We start from the raw sequence: 21340 nt of genomic DNA, 5'->3' as shown, positions 1-21340 counted from the left end.
GGCTTAGGGTTGGGCAGCAGTCATAATATTGATGTCATCTGACACCGTTAAGCTAACGCGGCGATCAAAAAAATTATCCTCTACTTCAGTACCGCGGCTAACTAATTGGGACTCACCATAAGCGTGTGAAATGAGTTGTTTCTCAGCCACTCCTTGGCTAAGTAAATAGTTTTTTACTGATAAAGCGCGTTGTTCTGAGAGGACTTGGTTAAATTCAGAGTCTCCGCGTTGGTCGGCATAACCTGAAAGCTTCACCGTCAATTTAGGATTTTGTCGTAAACTTGCAGCGAGTAAATCGAGTTCGCTTTTATAGTGTTGCTCGAGCTCAGAAGAAGCCGTTTTAAATTGAATACTGGTGGCAATGTCTGGATTCGCTTGCTCTAAGGTTTTATCTAAGGTTGCCATTAAAATAGCGGCTCGGGCGTCAGCTTCATCTACTTGTTGTTGCAGTACAAATAGGGCTTGCTGTTTTTGTGCAATCAGGTGTCTAGAAGCTGCTAGCTTTTTATCTGAGTTCACATCATCAGCAATCAATAAGCCGAAGATGCCTGCCACCATCCCCCCTAAAGGACCTGCTACGGCAGTTCCCACTAATACACCTGAACCTAAACCAATTAACTCATTATTTTTCTCCTCAGTTGCATCTACTGAACTTGCTGATGCTTGCGCGCAAAGCAATACACTTATGGCGACTGAAATACCTGTTTTTACTGCTGTGTTTTTCATCTTGTGTTTCCTTATGACTTGTGGGGATTCCTAAGTAGTAAAGCGCGTTTAGTTGGCTAATTAGGGGAGAGAAAGTGGCAATGTTGAGGGCAATTGTGGCGAAAAAATGGCTTTTGCGTGTGGGAGGCGTTGCACTACTAACAAATACGTTTTTTTACGATATAGTGCGAGCAAGCCGTTAACTGAGAGAGTTCATGTCAAAACGTATTGCTTTGGTTGAAGACGACCAAGCCCTTCGAGAAAACTATGTAGCCGCCCTAAATAAACAGGGATATGAAGTGCTTGCCTACGCTAATCGTAAGGTGGCAGAACAAGCTTTTGCGAGCAGACTGCCTGATTTAGCCTTGATTGATATTGGCTTGCAAGATGAGTTAGATGGCGGTTTTGCTGTTTGCCAACAATTGCGTTCTATGTCTAAAACACTGCCTATCATCTTTTTTACCGCCAGAGACAATGACTACGATACTATTTGCGGTTTGCGTATGGGGGCCGATGACTACCTAACCAAAGATATTAGTTTTCCTCACCTATTGGCCCGTATTGCCGCGTTATTTAGACGGACCGAACTGCTCAATCAACCGCAAAGTGCCACCGATCTTATTCAGTGTGGTGACTTGAGCATGGATAGCAAAAGGATGACGGTGCGATGGAAAAATCAGCTTATTGAATTGACGGTCACAGAATTTTGGATGCTCCACGCCATTGCCAAATATTCTGGTCACGTGAAAAGTCGTCAGCAACTGATGGACGAATCTAAAATGGTGGTTGATGACACGACCATTACCTCCCACATCAAACGTATTCGTAAAAAATTCATGCTAATCGATGCTGATTTCGATCGGGTTGAAACGGTTTACGGCATGGGGTACCGGTGGAAAAGTTAGTTATAAAAGGCTATATCGATGGCTAAACTTCGTATTGGTATCCGCCTTAAGTTGGTCTTTTTTTCTTCCTTCTTATTTGCGATTCCCTGGTTGGGTTATCAATATGTTTGGGAGCTAGAAAGCTACTTGCGCATTGGCCAAGAACAAACCATGGTGGGTACTGCTCGAGCAGTGGCTACAGCATTACATGAAAGACCTGCCTTATTTGACGCACAATCAGCCTATTTGACCGATGTTAAAGCTGGCACCGACTTATATGCTTACAAGATTGCGTATCCTATCCAGCTTGATGGACAACTTGATGATTGGCAAGATTATCAACATCTAATGTTGGAATATGGCGCCGCATACTTAATTGACCCAGTGCAAACGTATCAACCTGCTAGCCTGAGTTTTACCCATATGGTAGGCCAGTATGATCGTTATTTGTATGCCATGTTTAAGGTTGTAGATGATCAAGTGGTGATGCGCCCTTCTAACAGTTTGCGTATTGATCGCAATGATCATTTACAAATCGCCATGACAGACGAACTCGGCCAGTTTCAACGTTACATTGTGGCTCCATTTAAAGCGGGTTGGGTAAATGCTTACTTACTCAAAGATGCCTCAGAATCATTGCTTCCTGATAAATTAGAGACTCGTATTCAAGGGCAATGGCGGAATACATCTGACGGATATGTCATTGAGCTGCGTTTTCCGCTAGAAATGATGTCGAGTAAAATTGCTTTTGCTATTGTCGATGTAGATGATTCTGTGACTCGTAAAGTGCAAAACATGATAGGGACGGCCAATACCACGCAAGTGGATTCCTTAGGTACCGTATTAGTGCCCTCTCCGGAAATAGAAAATATTTTAAAAGGCTTGCAGTACGCTAATGCTCGAGTGTGGGTAGTAGACAATCACATGCGTGTACTCGCTCGTTCCGGACAAATTCAACGGTCGTCGGGTGTGCAAAGCAATGCCGACACTGGAGGCAAAAAAAGTGTGTGGGCCTATATTGAAAGTGAGTGGTTGCTTCCACTTTACTATCAGGTTTTAACCAAGCCGCCAGCTGATTTTGTAGATGATTTACAAGATGCGTATGCCTTAAAAGGACAAGATATCAGTCAAGCATTAGCCGGCACCCCCAGTTCGTTGTGGCGTTTGAGTGCTGATAGTAAAGCGGTAATTTTATCTGCTGCTCATCCCATCTTTATTGATAAGAAAGTCATGGGAGCGGTTGTGGTGGAGCAAACCACCAACGGCATACGAACCCTGCGAAATAAGGCACTAGAAAAGCAGTTTCACTACTTTTTAGCCGTTATCTTAATTGGCACCTTCGCTTTATTTTTAATGGCCTCGCGTATTTCTTGGCGTATCCGTAAATTGCGTGATGAAACCGAAGGTGCCATTGATAACCATGGTAAAATTGTGGGACAAATTGTGCCATCACTCGCCCACGATGAAATCGGGGATTTGTCGCGCACATTTACCCATGTGTTAAGCAAATTGGGTCAATACAATGCCTACTTAGAAAACATGGCTGCGCGTTTATCTCATGAGTTACGCACACCCGTGGCCATCGTTAATTCATCACTAGAAAATCTCAGCTCTGAATCCTTAGGTAGAGAGAGTCAGCAATACTTAGATAGAGCGAAAGAGGGGATCACGCGATTAAGTAAAATTCTAACAAATATGAGTGAGGCAAGCCGCTTAGAGCAAGCAATTCAAAGCGATGAGCGAGAAGCTTTTGATGTGCAGCTCGTTTTGCAGGGATGTGTACAAGGCTATGAGTATATTTACCCAGAACGACAATTTAGCTTTGAGCTTGAAAACAAAAGTAAGCTGCCCACTTTGTTGTCAGGTTCAGCGGAACTGTTCGCCCAAATGCTCGATAAAATCATTGCGAATGCCTGTGATTTCAGTCAACCAGAGAGCTTAATTGCTGTTAAGTTGAGTTGCTCAGATAGATCTCTACACCTAAGTATTACCAATCTAGGGCAAAGCTTGCCTGAAAAGATGCAGGACCAACTGTTCGATTCAATGGTTTCTATTCGCGCTAAACAACATAGCGACCAGACTCATCTTGGTCTGGGTTTGTATATTGCAAAAATCATCGCTAATTACCATGGTGGCGATATAGAAATCAGTAATTTAGCTGATGGTCGTGGCGTGTCCGTTAGTCTTAACTTTAACGGGCTTTTTAAGCCTTAAGCCAGACAAAAAGTCTTTTAGGGCTTAGACACAGTTTGGCTTTGTTTAAAGGCAAACACATTACCTACGGTTAGTAAATGACTCGCTTGCTCAACCGCTAAAGGTTTAGCAAACACATAACCTTGAAAAGTAGTGCATCCCAAGTAGAGCAGCTTATCTACCTCTTCAAATTCTTCGACACCTTCAGCTAATATGTCGATATTAAATACTTTACACATGGCCATGATCGCTTCAACCACCTTGGCTTTGCGTTCATCTACATGGATCTGTTTGATAAATTGTCGGTCAATTTTCACTCGTTTAACAGGGTATGAAACCAGTTTAGATAAGCCAGAATAGCCAATACCAAAATCATCCAAAGTAATACAAAAGCCCCAGTTAGATAAATAACGGGCTGTGGCTAAAGCTTTGCTGTTATCTAAGCTGCGCGCTGATTCTGTTAACTCAAGTTCTAATAACTGTGGCTGGATCCGATGTTCGACGAGCGTATTAACGAGATGTTCATGGAAGTATTCTTGATCAAGGTCTGGCCCTGAAATATTAATGGCAATGGGCACAACATTTAGCCCCGCCTTTTGCCAAGTTGCAATTTGTCGGCAAACATCGGTAATTAACCACTGCGTAATTAAGGCGACCAGTCCTGACTTTTCTGCGATAGGAATAAACACTGAAGGAGAGACAAATCCGAGTATAGGAGAATGCCAGCGCAGTAAGGCTTCCATACCGACTAATCGACCATCGCCTTTTACTTTAGGCTGATATACCACACTCAGTTCGTTATTAATAATCGCTTCGTTTAGAAGTATATTGATCTCTTGATGTTCAATAAATCGTTCTAAGCTGGTGGTTTCATACAAACTGATTTGAGCCGTGCTTGATGTGACAGCATAGAGCGCGTTATTAATTAATTTTTCAGGATTTCGCTCATTAATATCAGAAAAAGCCATGCCCACTTTAAAGTCTAAAGGAAGTTTATGCTCACTAACTAAAATGTTTTTGGGCAATAACTCGACAAAAGATCGCATAAAACTATGAGCGTCAACCATGGATAGTTCAGTGATAATAGTTAAGTTATCTTTTTCTACTGAGCCTATCGATGCACTAATGTGCGTTTTCGCTTTCCAATGTTCGGCGAGTTTTTTCACCAGCAAGGCCAAATATTGCACACCAAATTTTTGTTCGATAAATTGCGCGTTATTAATTTTAAATGCCGCGATACAAATATTAGTTTGAGGATTATCTAACTGCTGTTTGAGTTTGTTTTCAAGCCAAGTACGATTCGCCAGCCCTCCATTATCTTTTACACTTTGCTGACGGCTCAAGAGGGCCTGTGCTGTCAATGTTTTGTGCAACATAACAGATGCCGTCACGTCTTGAATCGTCAAAAAATAGTAGCTGTCTTGCAGTAATACACTGCGAGACACCTTGAAGGTCTTCATTCTGCCATTGGTTGTTCTATTGATGACGCATTCATTTTTATCATTCAGAGCTAGGTCGGGCAAAATAGTTGAGAGTGAAACCGGGGCTCGTAGCGATGTAAACTGGCAAAACAGTAGTTTTTCAGCTGCCTGATTCATTTCAGTGACCACACTCGTATTCGACACCACAAGTTGCGCGACTTCGGTATCAATAAATAGGGTGCGATACAGTTCTTTCTCTCGTTGCAAGTTTCGATTTTGTACGCTGATTTTTGCATTTAGGCGCTTAGCGGCAACACTGGCTCTGGCCACGGCAAGAGGAGAACAAATATTAAAAAATACAAAAATGATTGAAACGATATAGGCATTGGCATAATCGAGCAAAACGTGATTGTCGATAAATTGATTTAACTGAAAGCCACTCAATAGGCCAATAAATGGAATAATGTTTAGCACCATGCAAATCATTCCAGCCTTAGTTCCTAATAAAATAAAGGCGGCCAAGGGCAATGAAAAAACAAAAACAGGACCTAGCATGGCAAGGATGGGAATTTTTACTATGGTATTGATGGCAATGGCTGCGGCAACAATACTAAATAACAGGCTATACGCGCTGATATGGTAGTGCCGTTTTGACAACCAGAGCTGTAAGCCAGCCATGACATAAAAGGCAAGAGTGAGAGGCAAAACAACATAAAATCCAACTTGTTGGGCACTGATGCTGCTGTGAATAGCCACAAGGCTATACAAGGAATAGCCTACTATTATCATGATGCGAAGTGCACTGACTCGCCACTTTTCAATACCGTGTTCGGTATCTGCGTCATCAGTTAACAGCAAATAATTCAGAAACGTTTCTTTTGCTAATTTAAACATGGTAATTGATACTTCGCTCTAACTGCCTTCAACGCACATGGATAATAATTTATTATTTTATTCAATACGAATAGAAATAATAATTATCAGCTTTTTATAAGCCTATCATTTTGTTTCTTATTAAAAAAATTGTAAAGATGGGTAATTAATTTTCTTGTAAGTATGTGTGCTTATTCACCTCAAGTATCCATAACAAATTGCCCATTTAAACGCGTATTACTGCAGAATTTACCTCATTTTGTTCTTAAATGTGTCTCTTTTTTGAAACGCACTGCCATATTTTGACCATATTCCTTTTTGCTGAAAAGTTCAAATATGAAATTTATAGTTAACGACAGAAACGGTATCGCCATTGACTCACGTAGTAGTGCATTTTGTAGCTGTTTCTGTTGCCCCATTTTGCTGCGATGTAAATAAGTTTAGGGGACAATTACGTATTATCGTTAGGAAAAAGTTCTGGGTGTAAAAATGGTGCCAAGGCGAGTGTTATTGCTTGGGTATAATTTCCCTCACGAGTTGCTAATCCTCGAGTTAATAAGCCTATAGCGCCGCCTTTTTGTTTAATATTGTGAGTATTAAATAGACGGTCCATTACAGGGCCAAGCTCTTCACCCGCTGCTAAGGCTTGATACACTATGGGCGGTAATGGCAACATTGCACTGCGCCCTACAGACATTCGCTGTTGGTCAGCAATGGCGATATAAGCAAAGGTAACGGGACCATCTTCTAACTTATCTGCACCCCCCTCAATAGCAACATAATAATCGGCCTGATGATGCAATTGACAGTAGCTAAGCCGGTTAATTGCACCTAAACGCGTTTCTGCCGCACTCATGGGTTGAGCAGCTACGTTTGAGGGTGCGTTAATGCCTAGGCAATCAAGCTGTTCTAATTCAAAAAACTGCATAATAGCCTGTTTCGCTGCATTAATTTTCACTGGATTGAGTGAACCGACAACGACTTTTATATTTTCTGTTTTCATAAGATGAAGTGTGCTTATCCCTTAATTAAAATAAATGCTCAAATTGGGCGTAATTATTACCCAAGTGATTGAATTTATTAAAAAGTGTACTCGAATGACCTGGGTGTACATTATATAATGGCGCCTTAGAATCACTTTTGTCACCTATCTACGTGGGAAGTCATTATGCATAAAATACCGCCTGAGTCATTGATACGAACATGGGTTTGGATGATGTCCGAAAAAGATAATCCAGAATTAATGCAAAAGGGACGTCAAAATCTAATTAATGCTTTTGGAAGTTTGCAAAAAGCCATAGAGTACATTGAAAAGCAAGCTAACGTTACTGAGAGTCGATAATACCTTTTGAAATTACATCAGCTACAAGGCTACATACAGTGTGTGTATTTAGTCGAATATCCTGAAGGGCTGTTGCTTCTTGATGGCTGTTGCCGAGCTGATATTGACATGCTTAAACTTTTTATTACTGAAGAGTTGTCCCGTCCATTTAATGACTTGAAATTGGTTGTTGTCACTCATATGCATCCTGACCATGCAGGTGCTGCACATAAGTTACGGGCGTTGACAGGCTGTAAAATTGCGTCGGCGAAAACCACTACACATTGGTATCGGGGCGTGGGGGGCCGTTTATTGCATCTGACTGACTTGTTATTAGCGGGTTGGGTTGCAGGTCGCTTGGGTAAGCCAAGGAAGAATTTGTGGTATTCACCATTCTTGTACCCTGATTTTGAGTTGAATGATGGTGAGGTCTTACCTTACTTTGCTGAGTGGCGAACGGTCACAACACCAGGTCATACCGATAGAGATATCTCTTTATTGCATATACCGAGTAATCGTATGTATGTAGCAGATTTAATTGTTAAGGTAAAAAATCGCTTTATTCCGCCCTTTCCTGTATTCCATCCCAATCAATATCGCGCTTCATTACAAAAGGTCATCGGTATGCAGCTCGATGCGTTGTGGTTAGCCCACTCTGGTGAAGTAAATTTAAGTACTAGTGAGTATGAACACCTTACTACGGTTGCTCCGCGTCTTCCGCAAACACCGTGGCGCGCAACAAAAATTAAAGCCAAGTTGTGGCTCAGAAGTAGAAAATAAACCGCCAGTTTAGCCACTGGCGATTATTTTTCTGCTCGCTTAATTACAATTCACGAACCCACATATTGCGGAAGCTGACTAAGTTGCCATGATCTTGCAATTGCAAAGGGGCACAACCATGGGCCACGTATTTAGGCGCACCAATCCATTCAGTACTACCTTGAATTTCCGTATGATTTTGCACAACTACCCCATTATGAATCACGGTCACATAACCGGGCGTGCTGAGCTTTTCCCCTTCAAACCGTGGTGCTTTATAGATGATGTCATACACCTGCCACGTTTGCGGCGGGCGCATTGCGTTGGCTAAAGGAATGGTTTGCTTATAAACCGACGCTGCTTGGCCATTGGAATAAGTAGGATTGTTATAAGAATCTAATACTTGGATTTCATAACGTTGTTGAAAAAAAATGCCGCTGTTATTACGTTGCTGGCCCTTCATGTCAGCTGAGGGTTGCGGTACTTGCCATTCCATATGCAATTGCACGTCACAAAATGCTTGTTTGCTTTTAATGTCACCGGTTCCGGGTTTGACGGTAACTTTGCCATTATCAATGGTCCACTCTGGCACACCACCGTCTAGCGTTTCCCATTGATCTAAGTTTTGGCTATCAATCAATACGATAGCATCTGAAGGGACTTGACCGGGCAGGGTACTCACAATTGGAGGAACAGGGCTCCAGACTTCAGTTTTTTCCGCTTCTTGCCAGGGTTCTAGGGCCTTTTCTTCCGCGTAAACTGTTATATAACTTGTGCTAGCAAGCAAACCGACTGTTGCTACTGCTATGGGTAATTTTTTCATGTTTTCACCTTTACTTTATATATTTGGCTCGTCATATAGCGTCATCTGTAGATTACGTTGCCCAGGCTCGATCACCTTTTTTGTAATCTAATTCTCCATTGTATTTACCCGGAATAGCCTCAAAACGCAGCACTTCGGTAGCGCCTAACTTTGAGGTAAAAAAGCTAAACAGGGTTAGTTGTTTTATCAAAGTGAAAAAATGTGGCGTTGCGGCGTTTTCATCACGATCCTTATCGTAGGGTTTAGACGACAAATAGAACAACTCTTGCTGGTTATTAGCTAGCTTAGCGTCCTCATCTAACTGCGTTACGTATTGCAGCTTTTGCGCAGTGTCGAGCAATAAATAGGGCTTACCAAAACGCTGCTGAGCCTGCTGATCAATAGTCACTAAACCCTGAACTAGAGCGCTACGTTCCTCTTGGGTGTAACAATCATTGGCTAAGATGAGTGCCATCAAACCGACATTGGCATCTTTAGCTCCTGGGGTATCAGTGCGAGGGATAATTACGTCGGCCACCTCATTAAATAACATCACATCATCTGATGAAAATACTGTTGAAGATAAAGGCACAGGGCTGTGAAGTTCATAGGCAAAAGCTCTACCGCCTACCATCGCAACCCCAGTGGCCGCTGCGATCATTTTGAGTAGATTACGTCTCTCCATTATAGATTCCTCTTTTTCAATTCTTCTACCGCAAAATGCGTCGCTCGTGCGGTCATTGCCATATAAGTCAAAGATGGATTAACGCATGATGCTGAAGTCATACAGGCTCCATCGGTAACAAATACGTTGGGTGCGTCCCACACTTGGTTGTGCTTATTGAGTACGGAGGTTTTTGGATCGTTGCCCATCCGAGCAGTACCCATTTCATGAATGCCTTTACCAATGGGGGATTCACCATCCCATCCGCGAATGTTTTTAACCCCAGCCGCCTCTAACATATCCATGGCATCTTGTTTCATGTCTTTACGCATGCGCAATTCGTTTGCTTGTAGCTCCGCATCCATCGACAGCACTGGCAAGCCCCATTTGTCTTTTACGGATTTGTCTAAGCTCACTTTATTTTTGTGATCGGGTAAAATTTCGCCAAAACCGCCCATGCCGATATTCCATGCACCTGGCTCGGCCAAGGCATTTTTAAAGTCAGCACCCACGCCTAATTCAGCCACATTACTCTGCCAATTCGAACGAGATGCTGAGCCTTGGTAGCCAAAACCACGTACATAATCACGTTTGTCACTCCCCCAATTGCGGTACCTTGGAATATAAAAGCCACAAGGCCGACGACCGGAGTAATACTTGTCTTCAAATCCTTCTACGGTGCCTTGCGCGCCTACTGATAAATGATGATCCATCACATTGTGGCCGAGTTCGCCAGAGCTTGAACCTAAGCCGTCTTGCCACACATCGGTAGCGGAATTCATCATGATCCAAGTGGAATTCAAGGTAGAGGCATTCAAGAAAATAATTTTACTGGTAAAAACATAAGTTTGATTCGTTTGGGCATCGAGAACTTCAACGCCCGTCGCTTTTTTACTGTCCTTGTCATACAGCACTTGGGTGACTATGGAAAATGGACGAACGGTTAAATTTCCGGTAGCCATGGCAGCAGGAAGCGTAGAAGACTGTGTACTGAAATACCCGCCAAACGGACACCCTAGCCAGCATTTATTGCGATACTGACAGCCTACGCGGTTTTGTTCAGGCATGGCTTGAGTAATATTGGCGGTGCGGCTGTGGATCATATGACGCATGCCTTTGTAGGCTTTTTCGATGCGTTTGGCCACGTCTTTTTCAACCATATTTAATGGTACAGGTGGTAAAAACTGACCATCAGGTAGAACGTCTAAACCTTCTCTAGTGCCTGCAATGCCGGCAAATTTTTCAACATAGTCATACCACGGCGCCAAGTCTTCGTAGCGAATTGGCCAATCAATAGCAATGCCGTCTTTCGCGTTGGCAGTAAAGTCTTCTGCATTCCAGCGGTAGCTTTGACGTCCCCATAACAAAGAGCGCCCACCCATGTGATAACCTCTAAACCAGTCAAAGCGTTTCACCTCTGTATAAGGATGTTCTTTGTCCGTTGCCCACATACCTTGCGTTGGCTCGTTGAGGGTATATTCGCGAGCGAGTTTAGGAAAATCAGCCTTCATTTGCTGGGTTGCTAAACCTCGGTGAGGATAATCCCACGCCTCATGAAAGGCATTGGTGTAATCCTTAATATGTTCAATGTTACGGCCTCGTTCGAGCATCAATACCTTAAGGCCTTTTTCTGCTAATTCTTTTGCCGCCCAACCGCCACTGATGCCAGAGCCGACAACGATTGCATCATAGTTATTATTTGCCATAAATTTTCTCAGTTAATCTGCTAGTTTCATTTGATGAATGTGTAATTCAGACATGTTTACACATCGCAAATATGAATAGCCTGACGCAGTGACTCAATTTTGCCTGCTTTGTCGGCTGGGGTTGGAATAAACTCTTGAGCTAGATAGCCCTTGAAGCCTGTCGCGACAATTGCGCGAGCAATCGCGGGGTAAAACAGCTCTTGTGAATCATCGATTTCATGTCGACCAGGCACGCCCGCGGTGTGGTAATGGCCAAAATATTGATGGTTTTCATTGATGGTGCGAATGATGTCACCTTCATTGATTTGCATATGATAAATGTCGTACAACAACTTAAAGTGGTCTGACCCTAATTGCTTACATAGCTCAATACCCCAAGCAGAATTGTCGGCAAAATAGTCGGGATGATCGACTTTGCTGTTGAACAGTTCCATTTGGATAACAACACCACGCTTTTCAGCGTGAGGCATAATGTGTTTTAGCCCTTTGACAGCATTTTGCAAGCCGACCTGTGGATCAATACCCCGTTTATTGCCACTGAAGCAAATCAAGTTGGTGTAACCCGCATCGGCCACCAAATCAATATGGCGCTGATAACGTTCAATAAGCTGGGCATGGAATTGTGAATCGCCCCAACCATCGGTCAAATTCAGTTCTGCGCCATTACACATAGAAGAGTCGATGCCAAATTCTTTAAGCGTGGGCCAGTCTTCTGGGCCAACTAAATCGATGGCGTTAAAACCCAAGGTTTTAACGGTTTGGCATAATTCTGCGATCGATAAATCACCGTAAGTCCAGCGACTAACAGAGTGAAGTACATTGCCCTTAAGCGGGGTATCAGTTGATGTTGATGACGTCATTTCTAGCGCGTTTGAAAAAGATGTGTGAGACAGCAATCCAGCGCCCGCCGCACTGACTGCAATATTTTTTAATAATTGACGCCGTGAAGCAGGCAGCGACATATTCTGAATGACTTTATCTTGATGCGTTGACATAAGGTTTTCCTTATTCATGGTGTGCAGATAGGGGCTGTTTGTTACGCATAAACCAATAGAACCCACCAAAAGCTACAATTAACACCAGAGGGAATACAATTAAATTGTTTAAGGCTGCATGGCCTGATGCTAACACTAATTCATTACCAGTAAGGCCCGCCGCTTGCGCTTCTGTCGTGGCTGAATCTATCCAACCGCCAATGATAGGGTTCCAAATGCCCATAGCAAACATACCTGCACCACCCATTAGTGACATACCTAGGGCCCCTGTTTTGGGCGTGTATTCGCTGGTACAACCAATCATGGTTGGCCAGAAGTAAGTAATGCCTAAGGCAAACACAACCGCGGCAAAATACACGGCCGTACCTTGTAACTGGGTCATTAAGAAAAGGCCTAAACTTGCTAATATTGCTGACACAAACAACACCCCGGGAGGACTAAGTTTATGGACTAAGGGACCTGCGTAAAATCGACCCAAGGCCATGATCCCAGTAATTAGCGCCAAAATAAGCATAGGGGTGGCACCTGATGCACTGAGTATTTGATTAATCCACTGCCCCGGACCAAATTCGCTGACTGCAGTCATGGTCATGCATACTGCTAAAAAGATGTAGATTGGATTAACCAAGGCTTTTAAATTGCCGCTGGTGGAGTCTACTTCGCTCTCTAGCTCAGGAAACTCAAAACCAAGCATCAAGAAACCGTAAATTGCGGTAGGGATTAACATGGTGGCGACTTGCGCTTCCCAGCCTAAACCTAATTGCGTCATACCGGCGGAAACTAATGAGCCAATTACGATACCCCCTGGGAACCAAACGTGAAACTTGTTCAACATGGTGGTTTTATTATCAGGAAATAACTGGGCAATAATAGGGTTACAGCCTGCTTCGACCAAACCATTGGCAAACCCCACTAAAAAGGTTGAAATCATCAAACCCCAAAAGCCATCGGCCACAATGGTTAAGATCAAACCTAAGGCATGACCAATGAATGCTAACCAAACGATAAGTTTGGCACCTATGGCATTATACAAAGCCCCACCAAACATCATTGCCAAAGGAAAACCTAAAAAGGCCATGCTGGCAATCCAGCCCAGCTCTTTGCCGCTTAAGCCGTATTGTTGGCCTAACTCTCCTAAAATGCCTGCGCGAATAGCAAAGGTCATGGCAGTAACGATAAGCGCTATACAACTAATGTTAAAAACCCGTTTAGCCGTTTTATCTGAAATGGTATGTGTGGCGTTCATTATTATTTCTCTTATGTTAAAGGCCGAGTATTTTGTTGTTTAATGCAAGGTCTTCACCTTGACCCGCAAAATCGTCAAAGGCTTTTTCAGTGGGACGAATAAGGTGTTCAGCAATAAATTTAGCGCCTTCTGCTGCGCCATCTAAGGGGTGCTTGATACAGCATTCCCATTCCATCACAGCCCAGCCGCTATAGTCATATTGGGTCAGTTTGCTAAAAATACTTTTGAAATTAATTTGACCGTCGCCCAAAGAACGAAAACGTCCTGGCCGGTCAATCCATGATTGATAACCACCGTACACACCTGCACGACCAGAAGGCGTAAACTCTGCATCTTTGACATGAAAAGCTTTGATGCGTTCATGATAGATATCGATAAACGCAAGGTAGTCAAGTTGCTGCAATACAAAGTGGCTTGGGTCATAGAGTATATTGGCGCGGCTATGCTGCCCCACATTGTCTAAAAAGCGTTCAAAGGTCACACCATCATGTAAATCTTCACCAGGGTGGAGTTCGTAACAGACATCCACACCTGCTTCATCAAAGGCGTTTAAGATGGGCAACCAGCGTTTGCCAAGTTCGGCAAAACCTTGCTCAACTAAACCAGCAGGTCGCTGCGGCCAAGGGTAAAACGTGTGCCATAACAATGCGCCAGAAAAACTTGCGTGGCTAGTCAAGCTCAATCGCTGACTGGCTTTAGCCGCGTATTTCATTTGTTGAATCGCCCATTCTGTGCGCGTCTTCGGGTTGTTGTGTACCTCGACTGGAGCAAAACCATCAAACATCGTGTCATAGGCAGGGTTCACGGCCACTAACTGCCCCTGTAAATGGGTCGATAGTTCTGTTATCACTAGGCCATAGCTTGCGGCAATACCTTTAATCTCATCACAATAGGTTTGGCTTTCAGCTGCTTTTTTTAAGTCAAATAGACGTCCGTCCCAAGAAGGGATCTGAATCCCTTTAAAACCAATACTCGCGGCCCATTGGCAAATTTCGGGGAAACTATTGAAGGGGCTGTCATCGCCGGCAAATTGCGCTAAAAATATGCCTGGGCCTTGAATTTTCTGCATGATATGAGTCCTTAAACTTTTGCTGTCGTGGTGAAGCGTAGCCATTTTTCAGAAGATTCACTGGCTAGCACGCTGTTTTCAATAAATGCCATGCCTCGAATGGCTTCATCAATACCTGGCACATCAAATAAGGCATTAGTGGCAGTTTGCTTGTTTTCAAAGGCACGAATTTGGTTTACAAAATTGAGGTAAATATTGGCAAATGCTTCTAAATAACCCTCTGGATGACCGGCAGGGGTGCGCGTGGCGGCTTGCGCTTCAGCACACATTTCGCCTACTCCGGTGCGAATTAATTGAGTGGGGGCACTATTAGATTTGAGCCATAAGCTGTTTGGCTCAAGTTGCGACCATTCTAGGCTGGCTTTGTCGCCATAAACTCGCAAACGTAAGTTATTTTCGTCACCGCTTGATATTTGACTGGCCAACAGCACACCTCGGGCCTTGTTATCAAATCTTAGTAAGATACTGCCGTCATCGTCTAACAACCGGCCAGGCACTACCGAACCTAAATCAGCGCACATTTCGGTGATTTTTGCACCTGTTACATACTCTGCAAGATTCGCTGCATGCACGCCAATATCACCCATACAGCAACTGATACCCGCTTGCTTAGGGTCGATGCGCCACGCAGCTTGCTTGCCGCCATCATTGTCTTTGTTGGCTAGCCACCCTTGACTATATTCCACTACAATTTTGGTGATTTTGCCTAGAGCACCACTGGTGGCTAAATGTTTTGCTTGTTTAATTAAAGGGTAACCGTTGTAGGTATGAGTTAAGCCGTAAAGCTTGCCTGATTCTTTCACAACATCGGCCAGTGCTAGCGCTTGGTTTAAATCAAAGGTGGCTGGTTTGTCACTGAGTACATGAAAGCCAGCTTCTAACGCCGCTTTTGCGACCGGAAAATGCAGATGATTGGGCGTAACGATTACTACAAATTGCATGCGTTGCTCGGCAGGGAGCTTGGCTTCTTCATTCATCATCTGTTGATAGGATGGATAACAACGCTGTGGCTGAATAAATAACTCAGCACCTGACTGGGCACTTTTTAGCGGATCTGAACTGAAGGCTCCACAAACTAACTCAATCTGGCCATCTAAATTGGCCGCCATGCGATGCACTGCGCCAATAAAAGCGCCTTGGCCGCCACCAACCATGCCCATGCGTACTTTGCTTGTTGCCATATAAAACCACCGTCCGTTTATTCACTTACACAAAAGTTAACACAATGTTAATGATGTTAACCCACGCTGCTTCAGAAAAGCTAAGATAAATTCGGCATTTCAATGCAACAAAATCGGCGTTGTTGATTTTTAAATTCTATGATGGTTTGATGCTTTATCCTTATATAACAAGGTTGTTAGCCTTAGTCTTAGGTTAAAAAAACAGAGGTGTTTGGTACAAAAAGACTAAAAACTGTTTTTTATATAATTAATTAGTACAATCGATTTATGTATGGTTAAGGTTTTAGGAAAACGTGCAAACACTTGATTTACGCCATCAAATGGTGAAAGCGACCTTACTGATTTTATTTGTGGTCGTTCTTTTTGCCACCATTTTTGTACCTCTGGTGGTTAAGCAAAATGATTATTTTACCTATATGGGCCTGTTTAATTCTGCTCTTTATGGGGTGATGTATGCAGTGGTTAGCCGCACTAAACCGGCACGCTGGCATGCGCTTTTAGTCTGTGTCGGCTGTTTTACTACCCTTGTCCCTTTAGTGGTCATTTCGGGTGGCGTGAACAGCCAGTTTGTCGTGTTGTTTCCTATGATCCCCATCCCCTTGGCGCTAATGTCAAACAGTAAAGTGTCGTGGTGGATAAGTGCGTTCATGATTGTGTTGATTTTTAGCCTATTACTGTTGAAAGACGCTTTGCCAGATTTGACCAATGAAGTGGTGTCTTTACAGAAAAGTCGTTCGAGAGCTATTTGGGTGTCGTTTGCCATCATTATTAGTGCGACTTTTGTGATGTATTTTGACCGCATCAATCGCTTGTTGAGACACAGACTTATTCAGCAGGCATTTGAAGATGACTTAACCACGATCGCTAACAGGCGCAGCATTATGCAAATACTGCAAAGTAAACTTGCTGCTGCACATACACAGCCCATTGCGGTTTTGATGATTGATGTGGATTACTTTAAGCAATTTAATGATAAATATGGGCATTTATTAGGAGATGAATGCTTAAAAGCCGTTGCCCAGAGTATTAAGCGCAGTATACGACAAGGGGTTGATGATGTTGGGCGGTATGGCGGAGAGGAGTTTTTGGTCATATTAGATAATGTAGCCGCTGACAACGCCCTCAACATTGCTGAAAAAATAAGAGCGAATATTGCTTTGCTGCGTATTGCGGGCCCAGATGGCAGTGCCATCACGGTCACGGTAACAATTGGTTTGTGCTGTGTGACAGTGCCCAAGCGAAAAAGTGCACAGACAATACTGCAACAAGCCGACCAAGCTTTGTATCAAGGCAAGTTAACTGGGCGTAATCGAGTGGAAATATATAATGAGGGGCCTGTACTCAACTAATTGCTGCATCATAACAACATGCCACTCGTTGCTGGCATGTTGTTACCTTTAGTTTAAAAACTGTACATGGCAGAAAATTGTAAGCGGTCCATATCACCATCAGCACCGCTTTCTAATTCACGAGTGGCTTTGCTGTATTCACCACCGAAGGTGAGCTCTTTAGTAGGTGAATAGAGTAAGTTCAGACGAACACTCGATGTTTTTTGGGTGGTATTTACGCCCGTTAAACTCACATCATTATCCGCGTCAAGGGCAGAGTAAGTTAGGTTACTGCGCCATTGTTCGTTCCAAAGATGGCGATAGGCCACTGCAATGCCAGTTACATCAATAGTTTGTAGTTTATTATTGCTGTCTAGTACCGCGCCATTCACGGTATTTAAGCCAATATATCGGCCTAAACCTTTGCCACTATTGAGCATAAAACGAATGTCGTCTTGGCCTAACATGACTTTGCCGGTTAAGCTAATGCCGTAACTTGCGGTACTGGTGTCAATATCAGCGCCATTTTGTTGGTCAACGTAGCTCAGTTCACGTAATAAACCTGATACTTGCACATAGCCCCAATCTTGCTTCATGGTGTAGCTGGCAGCTAAATCAGGCACAGTACTGTCGTCGCTCACGATGCGCGCGCCGCCGCCAAAAGGAGTAATCGTGGACTCGGGGTTTTCTAATGCAATGGCAAACCCCTTGTTTGAATAACGCACCATGGTTTGCCGACCAAAAATAGTACCATCAGTCGCCCCGATGAAATCCAGAGTTTCTGGTAAGGCTTTCACATCTTGAAAGGTTGACCACGTTTGACCGATTAACCAATTGTTGTATTGAATATAGGCATGGCGAATACGCGGCTCGTAGGAATTACTGACTCTTTCATTCCCATCTGGGGTGGTTTGAAAATCAAACTCTAATACACCTACCAGCTTGTCTCCTGAGCTTAAGGCGGTATTGGTAGTGAAACGAAAACGAGACTGTCGAATATGCGCATCAAATTGGGCATTTTCTTTGACGCCGCCAACCGGTGTTAAGCCAGGAATATAGAAGTCTCGGCCAACGTTACCTGAGCCAAGTGTTCCATCGCTGTAGTCGCTGACGATAGCGTCAGCCTTAAGGTAGCCACTAAAACCTACGTCAGTGGATTCTAAAACAGAAGCAGTGGTAAAGGCTGAAAAACTGAGGCTTGATAGGCAAGCAGCGTAATAAATGGAAGCGGACTTATTCATGTAAATTTCTCACTGTTGAATTGAACATGACAGATAATGACCCACTTAAAAGCAATTAAGTATTAGCAAATAGTCTATTAGACTTAAGTCTTAGGTGGGCTAAGTGCTTGAGATGATTTGAACGGACGAATCTCGTTGGGGGAGCTAAGACCAAAGTCTGATTTTATCTTAGTGGTTTCGCGGTATAGTACAGCGAAAATATTATGGAAATAGAGGAACATTATGGTAGCTACACTTTATCCAGTGCCTGAGCAGGCCAAGTTAAACTCACATCTTACGCCCGCAGAATTTCAGCGTATGTATAAGCAATCAGTGGAACAACCCGATATTTTTTGGGCAGAGCAAGCAAAGATGCTTGATTGGTACAAACAGCCAACACGCATTAAAAATACCTCTTTTGATAGTCATAATGTACATATTAATTGGTTTGAAGACGGTGAGTTGAATCTTAGCTACAACTGTATCGACAGACATTTAGCGAGTCGCGGTAATGTCACAGCGATTATTTGGGAAGGCGACGACCCACAATCCCATAGTTTAATTAGCTACCAAAAATTGCATGACGAAGTATGTAAAATTGCCAATGGTTTAAAAAAGCTCGGCGTTAAAAAAGGCGATAGAGTCGCGATTTACATGCCGATGATCCCTGAAGCGGCATACGCCATGTTGGCGTGTGCCAGAATTGGTGCGGTTCACTCTGTTATTTTTGCGGGATTTTCACCGAATGCCATTGCAGACCGAGTTGAAAATTGCGATGCCAAAGTGTTGATCACAGCAGATGAAGGTCTACGGGCAGGCAAAGTTGTGCCCTTAAAAACCAATGTGGACGAGGCCTTCACTACCCATGATTGTCCCTCGATTGAACATGTTGTGGTTTTTAAACACACAGGCGGGGCCGTTAAATGGCAAGCAAATGATGTGTGGTGGCATGACTTAGTGTCTGACTGCGAAGCAACATGTGAACCCACAGTAATGAATGCTGAAGATCCGCTATTTATTTTGTACACATCAGGCTCGACCGGCAAGCCCAAAGGGGTAGTGCACACAACGGGGGGCTATCTGCTATATACCGCGATGACTCATAAATATGTGTTTGACTACCACCTTGGCGAAATCTATTGGTGTGCGGCGGATGTAGGTTGGATCACCGGTCACAGTTATATGGTTTATGGTCCTTTGGCCAATGGTGCAACAACCTTATTGTTTGAAGGGGTGCCTACTTATCCCGATGTAAGACGGATAGGGCAGATCATTGACAAGCACAAGGTCAATATATTGTATACCGCCCCAACGGCTATTCGCGCTTTGATGGCACACGGCACATTCCCAGCCGAAGGTATTAGTGGCGAATCTTTGCGTTTATTAGGTTCAGTGGGCGAGCCCATTAATCCTGAAGCATGGCAATGGTACCACTCAGTGGTGGGTAAGGGGCGGTGTCCTATTGTGGATACGTGGTGGCAAACTGAAACGGGTGGCATGATGATTTCACCCTTACCCAGTGTGACAGATTTAAAACCGGGCTCCGCCACACAGCCTTTATTTGGTATACAAGCCGCCTTGGTGGATAACGAAGGTAACGAAATTGATGGGGCCTGTGAAGGAAACTTAATCATCAAAGACAGCTGGCCAGCGCAAGCTCGCACGGTGTATGGCGATCATGAACGGTTTGTACAAACTTATTTTAGTACTTATCCGGGGAGTTATTTTACGGGTGACGGTGCCAGACGTGATGAAGACGGGTATTTTTGGATCACGGGACGCGTAGACGATGTACTCAATGTCTCAGGGCATCGCTTAGGTACCGCTGAAATTGAAAGTGCCTTGGTTTCTCATCCTGCGGTCGCTGAAGCTGCGGTAGTCGGTTATCCTCATGATTTAAAAGGTCAGGGTATTTATGTTTACATAAGCCCCGTTGAAGGAATAGAAGTGACCGAGCAACTGACTCTTGAAGTCCGAAATTGGGTTCGTAAAGAGTTAAGTCCCATTGCAACACCTGATCTAATTCATTGGACAAGTGGCTTGCCTAAAACACGCTCTGGAAAAATTATGCGCCGTATCCTGCGCAAAATTGCTGCTAATGAACATCAAAACTTGGGTGATACCTCTACACTTGCGGATCCGTCAGTGGTCGAAGCACTAATTGAAAAACGCCTAAATCGATAGATTCAGCAGGCCCTTTAACGCAAAAAGGAATGTTTTGGCATTCCTTTTTTATTTTTGCCATACAACGATAGGCACTGAGCGACACTCTTGTTAACATGGCTAATCGCTATGTTTGTAACAATTAGGTAACAGTATGATCACATTGTTGGTAGCCGATGACCATCCGCTTTATCGTGATGCGTTGCGCGGCGCATTATCCAAGAATATCGATGAATTAAACTTACTCGAAGCAAGTAACTTAGATGAAACCGTTAACTGTTTAACGACCACCGAAGTGGATTTACTCTTGTTTGACTTACATATGCCAGGCAGTAGCGATTTGTTTGGTTTGATCCATATTCGTAAGTTATTCCCAGATTTGCCGGTCGCCGTTATTTCCGGTCTGGAAGACATCAACATCGTGGCTAAGGTAATGCAAGCGGGCGCCTTAGGATTTGTACCTAAAACCAGTAGTGCTGAACAATTGGCTCAGGCGGTGCGCACTATGCTAGCAGGTGACCTATGGCTACCTGATTCGATGCCCTCTGGTGTTACTGAAATGAACGAAGCCTTCAGTCAGTTGGCTCAACAAGTATCAAGTTTGACACCTGCCCAGTATAAGGTTTTGTGTTTGTTACGTGATGGCTTGTTAAACAAACAAATTGGTTACGAACTTGAAATAGCAGAAGCAACGGTGAAAGCGCATATCACGGCCGTCTTCAAAAAGCTCAATATTAATAATCGTACCCAAGCGGTCTTAATTGCCTCACAGTTACAGCTTAATTCATCCAGTTTACAACATAGCTGAGC

The 21340-nt window shown here is 43.7% G+C and carries 18 protein-coding genes; 7 read left to right on the top strand and 11 right to left on the bottom strand.

Translation table 11 applies throughout. The annotated features are described in order from the left end of the window. Positions 1–3 precede the first annotated feature (3 nt). The gene (pdsO, locus tag ACEN2L_RS02520; RefSeq protein ID WP_441741579.1) at positions 4–726 is read right to left on the bottom strand and encodes a sortase-associated OmpA-like protein PdsO; all 723 of its coding nucleotides are present in this window, start codon (positions 724–726) and stop codon (positions 4–6) included. Between the two features lie 194 nt (positions 727–920). On the opposite strand from pdsO, the gene pdsR reads away from it, so the two are divergent. Both pdsR and pdsS read left to right on the top strand, forming a co-directional pair. Further along, positions 921–1610 carry a proteobacterial dedicated sortase system response regulator gene (gene pdsR, locus ACEN2L_RS02515; RefSeq protein ID WP_306021314.1) on the top strand — a complete coding sequence of 230 codons (690 nt, stop codon included), beginning with the start codon at positions 921–923 and terminating at the stop codon, positions 1608–1610. Between the two features lie 18 nt (positions 1611–1628). Further along, on the top strand, positions 1629–3803 hold the full coding sequence (gene pdsS, locus ACEN2L_RS02510; RefSeq protein ID WP_441741578.1) for a proteobacterial dedicated sortase system histidine kinase: 2175 nt from the start codon (positions 1629–1631) through the stop codon (positions 3801–3803). A gap of 17 nt (positions 3804–3820) precedes the next feature. On the opposite strand, the gene ACEN2L_RS02505 is transcribed toward pdsS, so the two are convergent. Then, positions 3821–6097 (bottom strand): EAL domain-containing protein, encoded by a 2277-nt coding sequence (locus tag ACEN2L_RS02505; protein WP_441741577.1) that lies wholly within the window; start codon positions 6095–6097, stop codon positions 3821–3823. A 430-nt stretch (positions 6098–6527) separates the two neighbouring features. Then, positions 6528–7079, bottom strand: a complete 552-nt coding sequence (yjjX, locus tag ACEN2L_RS02500) for an inosine/xanthosine triphosphatase (protein WP_441741576.1) — start codon at positions 7077–7079, stop codon at positions 6528–6530. A gap of 165 nt (positions 7080–7244) precedes the next feature. Here yjjX and ACEN2L_RS02495 point away from each other — a divergent pair, with 165 nt between their 5' ends. Further along, a complete protein-coding gene (locus tag ACEN2L_RS02495) occupies positions 7245–7418 on the top strand; it encodes a hypothetical protein (RefSeq protein ID WP_306021318.1) in 174 nt (57 codons plus the stop codon). A gap of 6 nt (positions 7419–7424) precedes the next feature. Further along, positions 7425–8177 carry an MBL fold metallo-hydrolase gene (locus tag ACEN2L_RS02490; protein ID WP_441741575.1) on the top strand — a complete coding sequence of 251 codons (753 nt, stop codon included), beginning with the start codon at positions 7425–7427 and terminating at the stop codon, positions 8175–8177. A gap of 43 nt (positions 8178–8220) precedes the next feature. Here ACEN2L_RS02490 and ACEN2L_RS02485 read toward each other — a convergent pair whose 3' ends face one another. Genes ACEN2L_RS02485 through ACEN2L_RS02455 form a run of 7 tightly spaced genes read right to left on the bottom strand, consistent with a single transcriptional unit; the run spans position 8221 to position 15819 of the window. Beyond that, positions 8221–8979: a 3-keto-disaccharide hydrolase gene (locus tag ACEN2L_RS02485; RefSeq protein WP_441741574.1), complete on the bottom strand. Its 759-nt coding sequence runs from the start codon at positions 8977–8979 to the stop codon at positions 8221–8223. Between the two features lie 52 nt (positions 8980–9031). After that, the gene (locus tag ACEN2L_RS02480) at positions 9032–9643 is read right to left on the bottom strand and encodes a gluconate 2-dehydrogenase subunit 3 family protein (RefSeq protein ID WP_441741573.1); all 612 of its coding nucleotides are present in this window, start codon (positions 9641–9643) and stop codon (positions 9032–9034) included. Continuing rightward, positions 9643–11328 (bottom strand): GMC oxidoreductase, encoded by a 1686-nt coding sequence (locus ACEN2L_RS02475; protein ID WP_441741572.1) that lies wholly within the window; start codon positions 11326–11328, stop codon positions 9643–9645. Before ACEN2L_RS02475 ends, ACEN2L_RS02480 begins: the two co-directional genes overlap by 1 nt. Positions 11329–11384: 56 nt before the next feature. Further along, the gene (locus ACEN2L_RS02470) at positions 11385–12323 is read right to left on the bottom strand and encodes a hydroxypyruvate isomerase family protein (protein WP_441741571.1); all 939 of its coding nucleotides are present in this window, start codon (positions 12321–12323) and stop codon (positions 11385–11387) included. A 10-nt stretch (positions 12324–12333) separates the two neighbouring features. Then, complete coding sequence (locus ACEN2L_RS02465) at positions 12334–13569, bottom strand: MFS transporter (protein WP_306021323.1); 1236 nt, start codon at positions 13567–13569, stop codon at positions 12334–12336. Positions 13570–13585: 16 nt separating this feature from the next. Next, on the bottom strand, positions 13586–14638 hold the full coding sequence (locus tag ACEN2L_RS02460; RefSeq protein ID WP_441741570.1) for a sugar phosphate isomerase/epimerase family protein: 1053 nt from the start codon (positions 14636–14638) through the stop codon (positions 13586–13588). 11 nt (positions 14639–14649) lie between these two features. Next, the gene (locus tag ACEN2L_RS02455) at positions 14650–15819 is read right to left on the bottom strand and encodes a Gfo/Idh/MocA family protein (protein WP_306021325.1); all 1170 of its coding nucleotides are present in this window, start codon (positions 15817–15819) and stop codon (positions 14650–14652) included. 293 nt (positions 15820–16112) lie between these two features. On the opposite strand from ACEN2L_RS02455, the gene ACEN2L_RS02450 reads away from it, so the two are divergent. After that, the gene (locus tag ACEN2L_RS02450; RefSeq protein ID WP_441741569.1) at positions 16113–17168 is read left to right on the top strand and encodes a GGDEF domain-containing protein; all 1056 of its coding nucleotides are present in this window, start codon (positions 16113–16115) and stop codon (positions 17166–17168) included. 53 nt (positions 17169–17221) lie between these two features. Here ACEN2L_RS02450 and ACEN2L_RS02445 read toward each other — a convergent pair whose 3' ends face one another. Beyond that, the gene (locus tag ACEN2L_RS02445) at positions 17222–18388 is read right to left on the bottom strand and encodes a DcaP family trimeric outer membrane transporter (RefSeq protein WP_306021327.1); all 1167 of its coding nucleotides are present in this window, start codon (positions 18386–18388) and stop codon (positions 17222–17224) included. 222 nt (positions 18389–18610) lie between these two features. On the opposite strand from ACEN2L_RS02445, the gene acs reads away from it, so the two are divergent. Together acs and ACEN2L_RS02435 are read left to right on the top strand one after the other, a co-directional pair. Next, positions 18611–20551: an acetate--CoA ligase gene (gene acs, locus ACEN2L_RS02440; RefSeq protein WP_441741568.1), complete on the top strand. Its 1941-nt coding sequence runs from the start codon at positions 18611–18613 to the stop codon at positions 20549–20551. 133 nt (positions 20552–20684) lie between these two features. Continuing rightward, the gene (locus ACEN2L_RS02435; RefSeq protein ID WP_306021329.1) at positions 20685–21338 is read left to right on the top strand and encodes a response regulator transcription factor; all 654 of its coding nucleotides are present in this window, start codon (positions 20685–20687) and stop codon (positions 21336–21338) included. Positions 21339–21340: the final 2 nt, after the last annotated feature.

This window comes from Flavobacterium sp. W21_SRS_FM6, from assembly GCF_052119645.1.
In the GTDB taxonomy this organism is placed as follows: Bacteria; Pseudomonadota; Gammaproteobacteria; order Enterobacterales; family Alteromonadaceae; genus Paraglaciecola.
Note: the sequence above shows the minus strand (reverse complement) of the source record. Positions and strands in the feature narration are given on the sequence as shown.

What these genes read in the sequence shown, in the direction of transcription:
- acs (WP_441741568.1), top strand. Translation starts at nt 18,611, where the DNA reads ATGGTAGCTACACTTTATCCAGTGCCTGAGCAGGCCAAGTTAAACTCA.
- ACEN2L_RS02470 (WP_441741571.1), bottom strand. Translation starts at nt 12,323, where the DNA reads ATGTCAACGCATCAAGATAAAGTCATTCAGAATATGTCGCTGCCTGCT.
- ACEN2L_RS02485 (WP_441741574.1), bottom strand. Translation starts at nt 8,979, where the DNA reads ATGAAAAAATTACCCATAGCAGTAGCAACAGTCGGTTTGCTTGCTAGC.
- yjjX (WP_441741576.1), bottom strand. Translation starts at nt 7,079, where the DNA reads ATGAAAACAGAAAATATAAAAGTCGTTGTCGGTTCACTCAATCCAGTG.
- ACEN2L_RS02495 (WP_306021318.1), top strand. Translation starts at nt 7,245, where the DNA reads ATGCATAAAATACCGCCTGAGTCATTGATACGAACATGGGTTTGGATG.
- ACEN2L_RS02435 (WP_306021329.1), top strand. Translation starts at nt 20,685, where the DNA reads ATGATCACATTGTTGGTAGCCGATGACCATCCGCTTTATCGTGATGCG.
- ACEN2L_RS02480 (WP_441741573.1), bottom strand. Translation starts at nt 9,643, where the DNA reads ATGGAGAGACGTAATCTACTCAAAATGATCGCAGCGGCCACTGGGGTT.
- ACEN2L_RS02465 (WP_306021323.1), bottom strand. Translation starts at nt 13,569, where the DNA reads ATGAACGCCACACATACCATTTCAGATAAAACGGCTAAACGGGTTTTT.
- pdsS (WP_441741578.1), top strand. Translation starts at nt 1,629, where the DNA reads ATGGCTAAACTTCGTATTGGTATCCGCCTTAAGTTGGTCTTTTTTTCT.
- ACEN2L_RS02455 (WP_306021325.1), bottom strand. Translation starts at nt 15,819, where the DNA reads ATGGCAACAAGCAAAGTACGCATGGGCATGGTTGGTGGCGGCCAAGGC.
- pdsO (WP_441741579.1), bottom strand. Translation starts at nt 726, where the DNA reads ATGAAAAACACAGCAGTAAAAACAGGTATTTCAGTCGCCATAAGTGTA.
- ACEN2L_RS02475 (WP_441741572.1), bottom strand. Translation starts at nt 11,328, where the DNA reads ATGGCAAATAATAACTATGATGCAATCGTTGTCGGCTCTGGCATCAGT.
- ACEN2L_RS02460 (WP_441741570.1), bottom strand. Translation starts at nt 14,638, where the DNA reads ATGCAGAAAATTCAAGGCCCAGGCATATTTTTAGCGCAATTTGCCGGC.
- ACEN2L_RS02445 (WP_306021327.1), bottom strand. Translation starts at nt 18,388, where the DNA reads ATGAATAAGTCCGCTTCCATTTATTACGCTGCTTGCCTATCAAGCCTC.
- ACEN2L_RS02505 (WP_441741577.1), bottom strand. Translation starts at nt 6,097, where the DNA reads ATGTTTAAATTAGCAAAAGAAACGTTTCTGAATTATTTGCTGTTAACT.
- pdsR (WP_306021314.1), top strand. Translation starts at nt 921, where the DNA reads ATGTCAAAACGTATTGCTTTGGTTGAAGACGACCAAGCCCTTCGAGAA.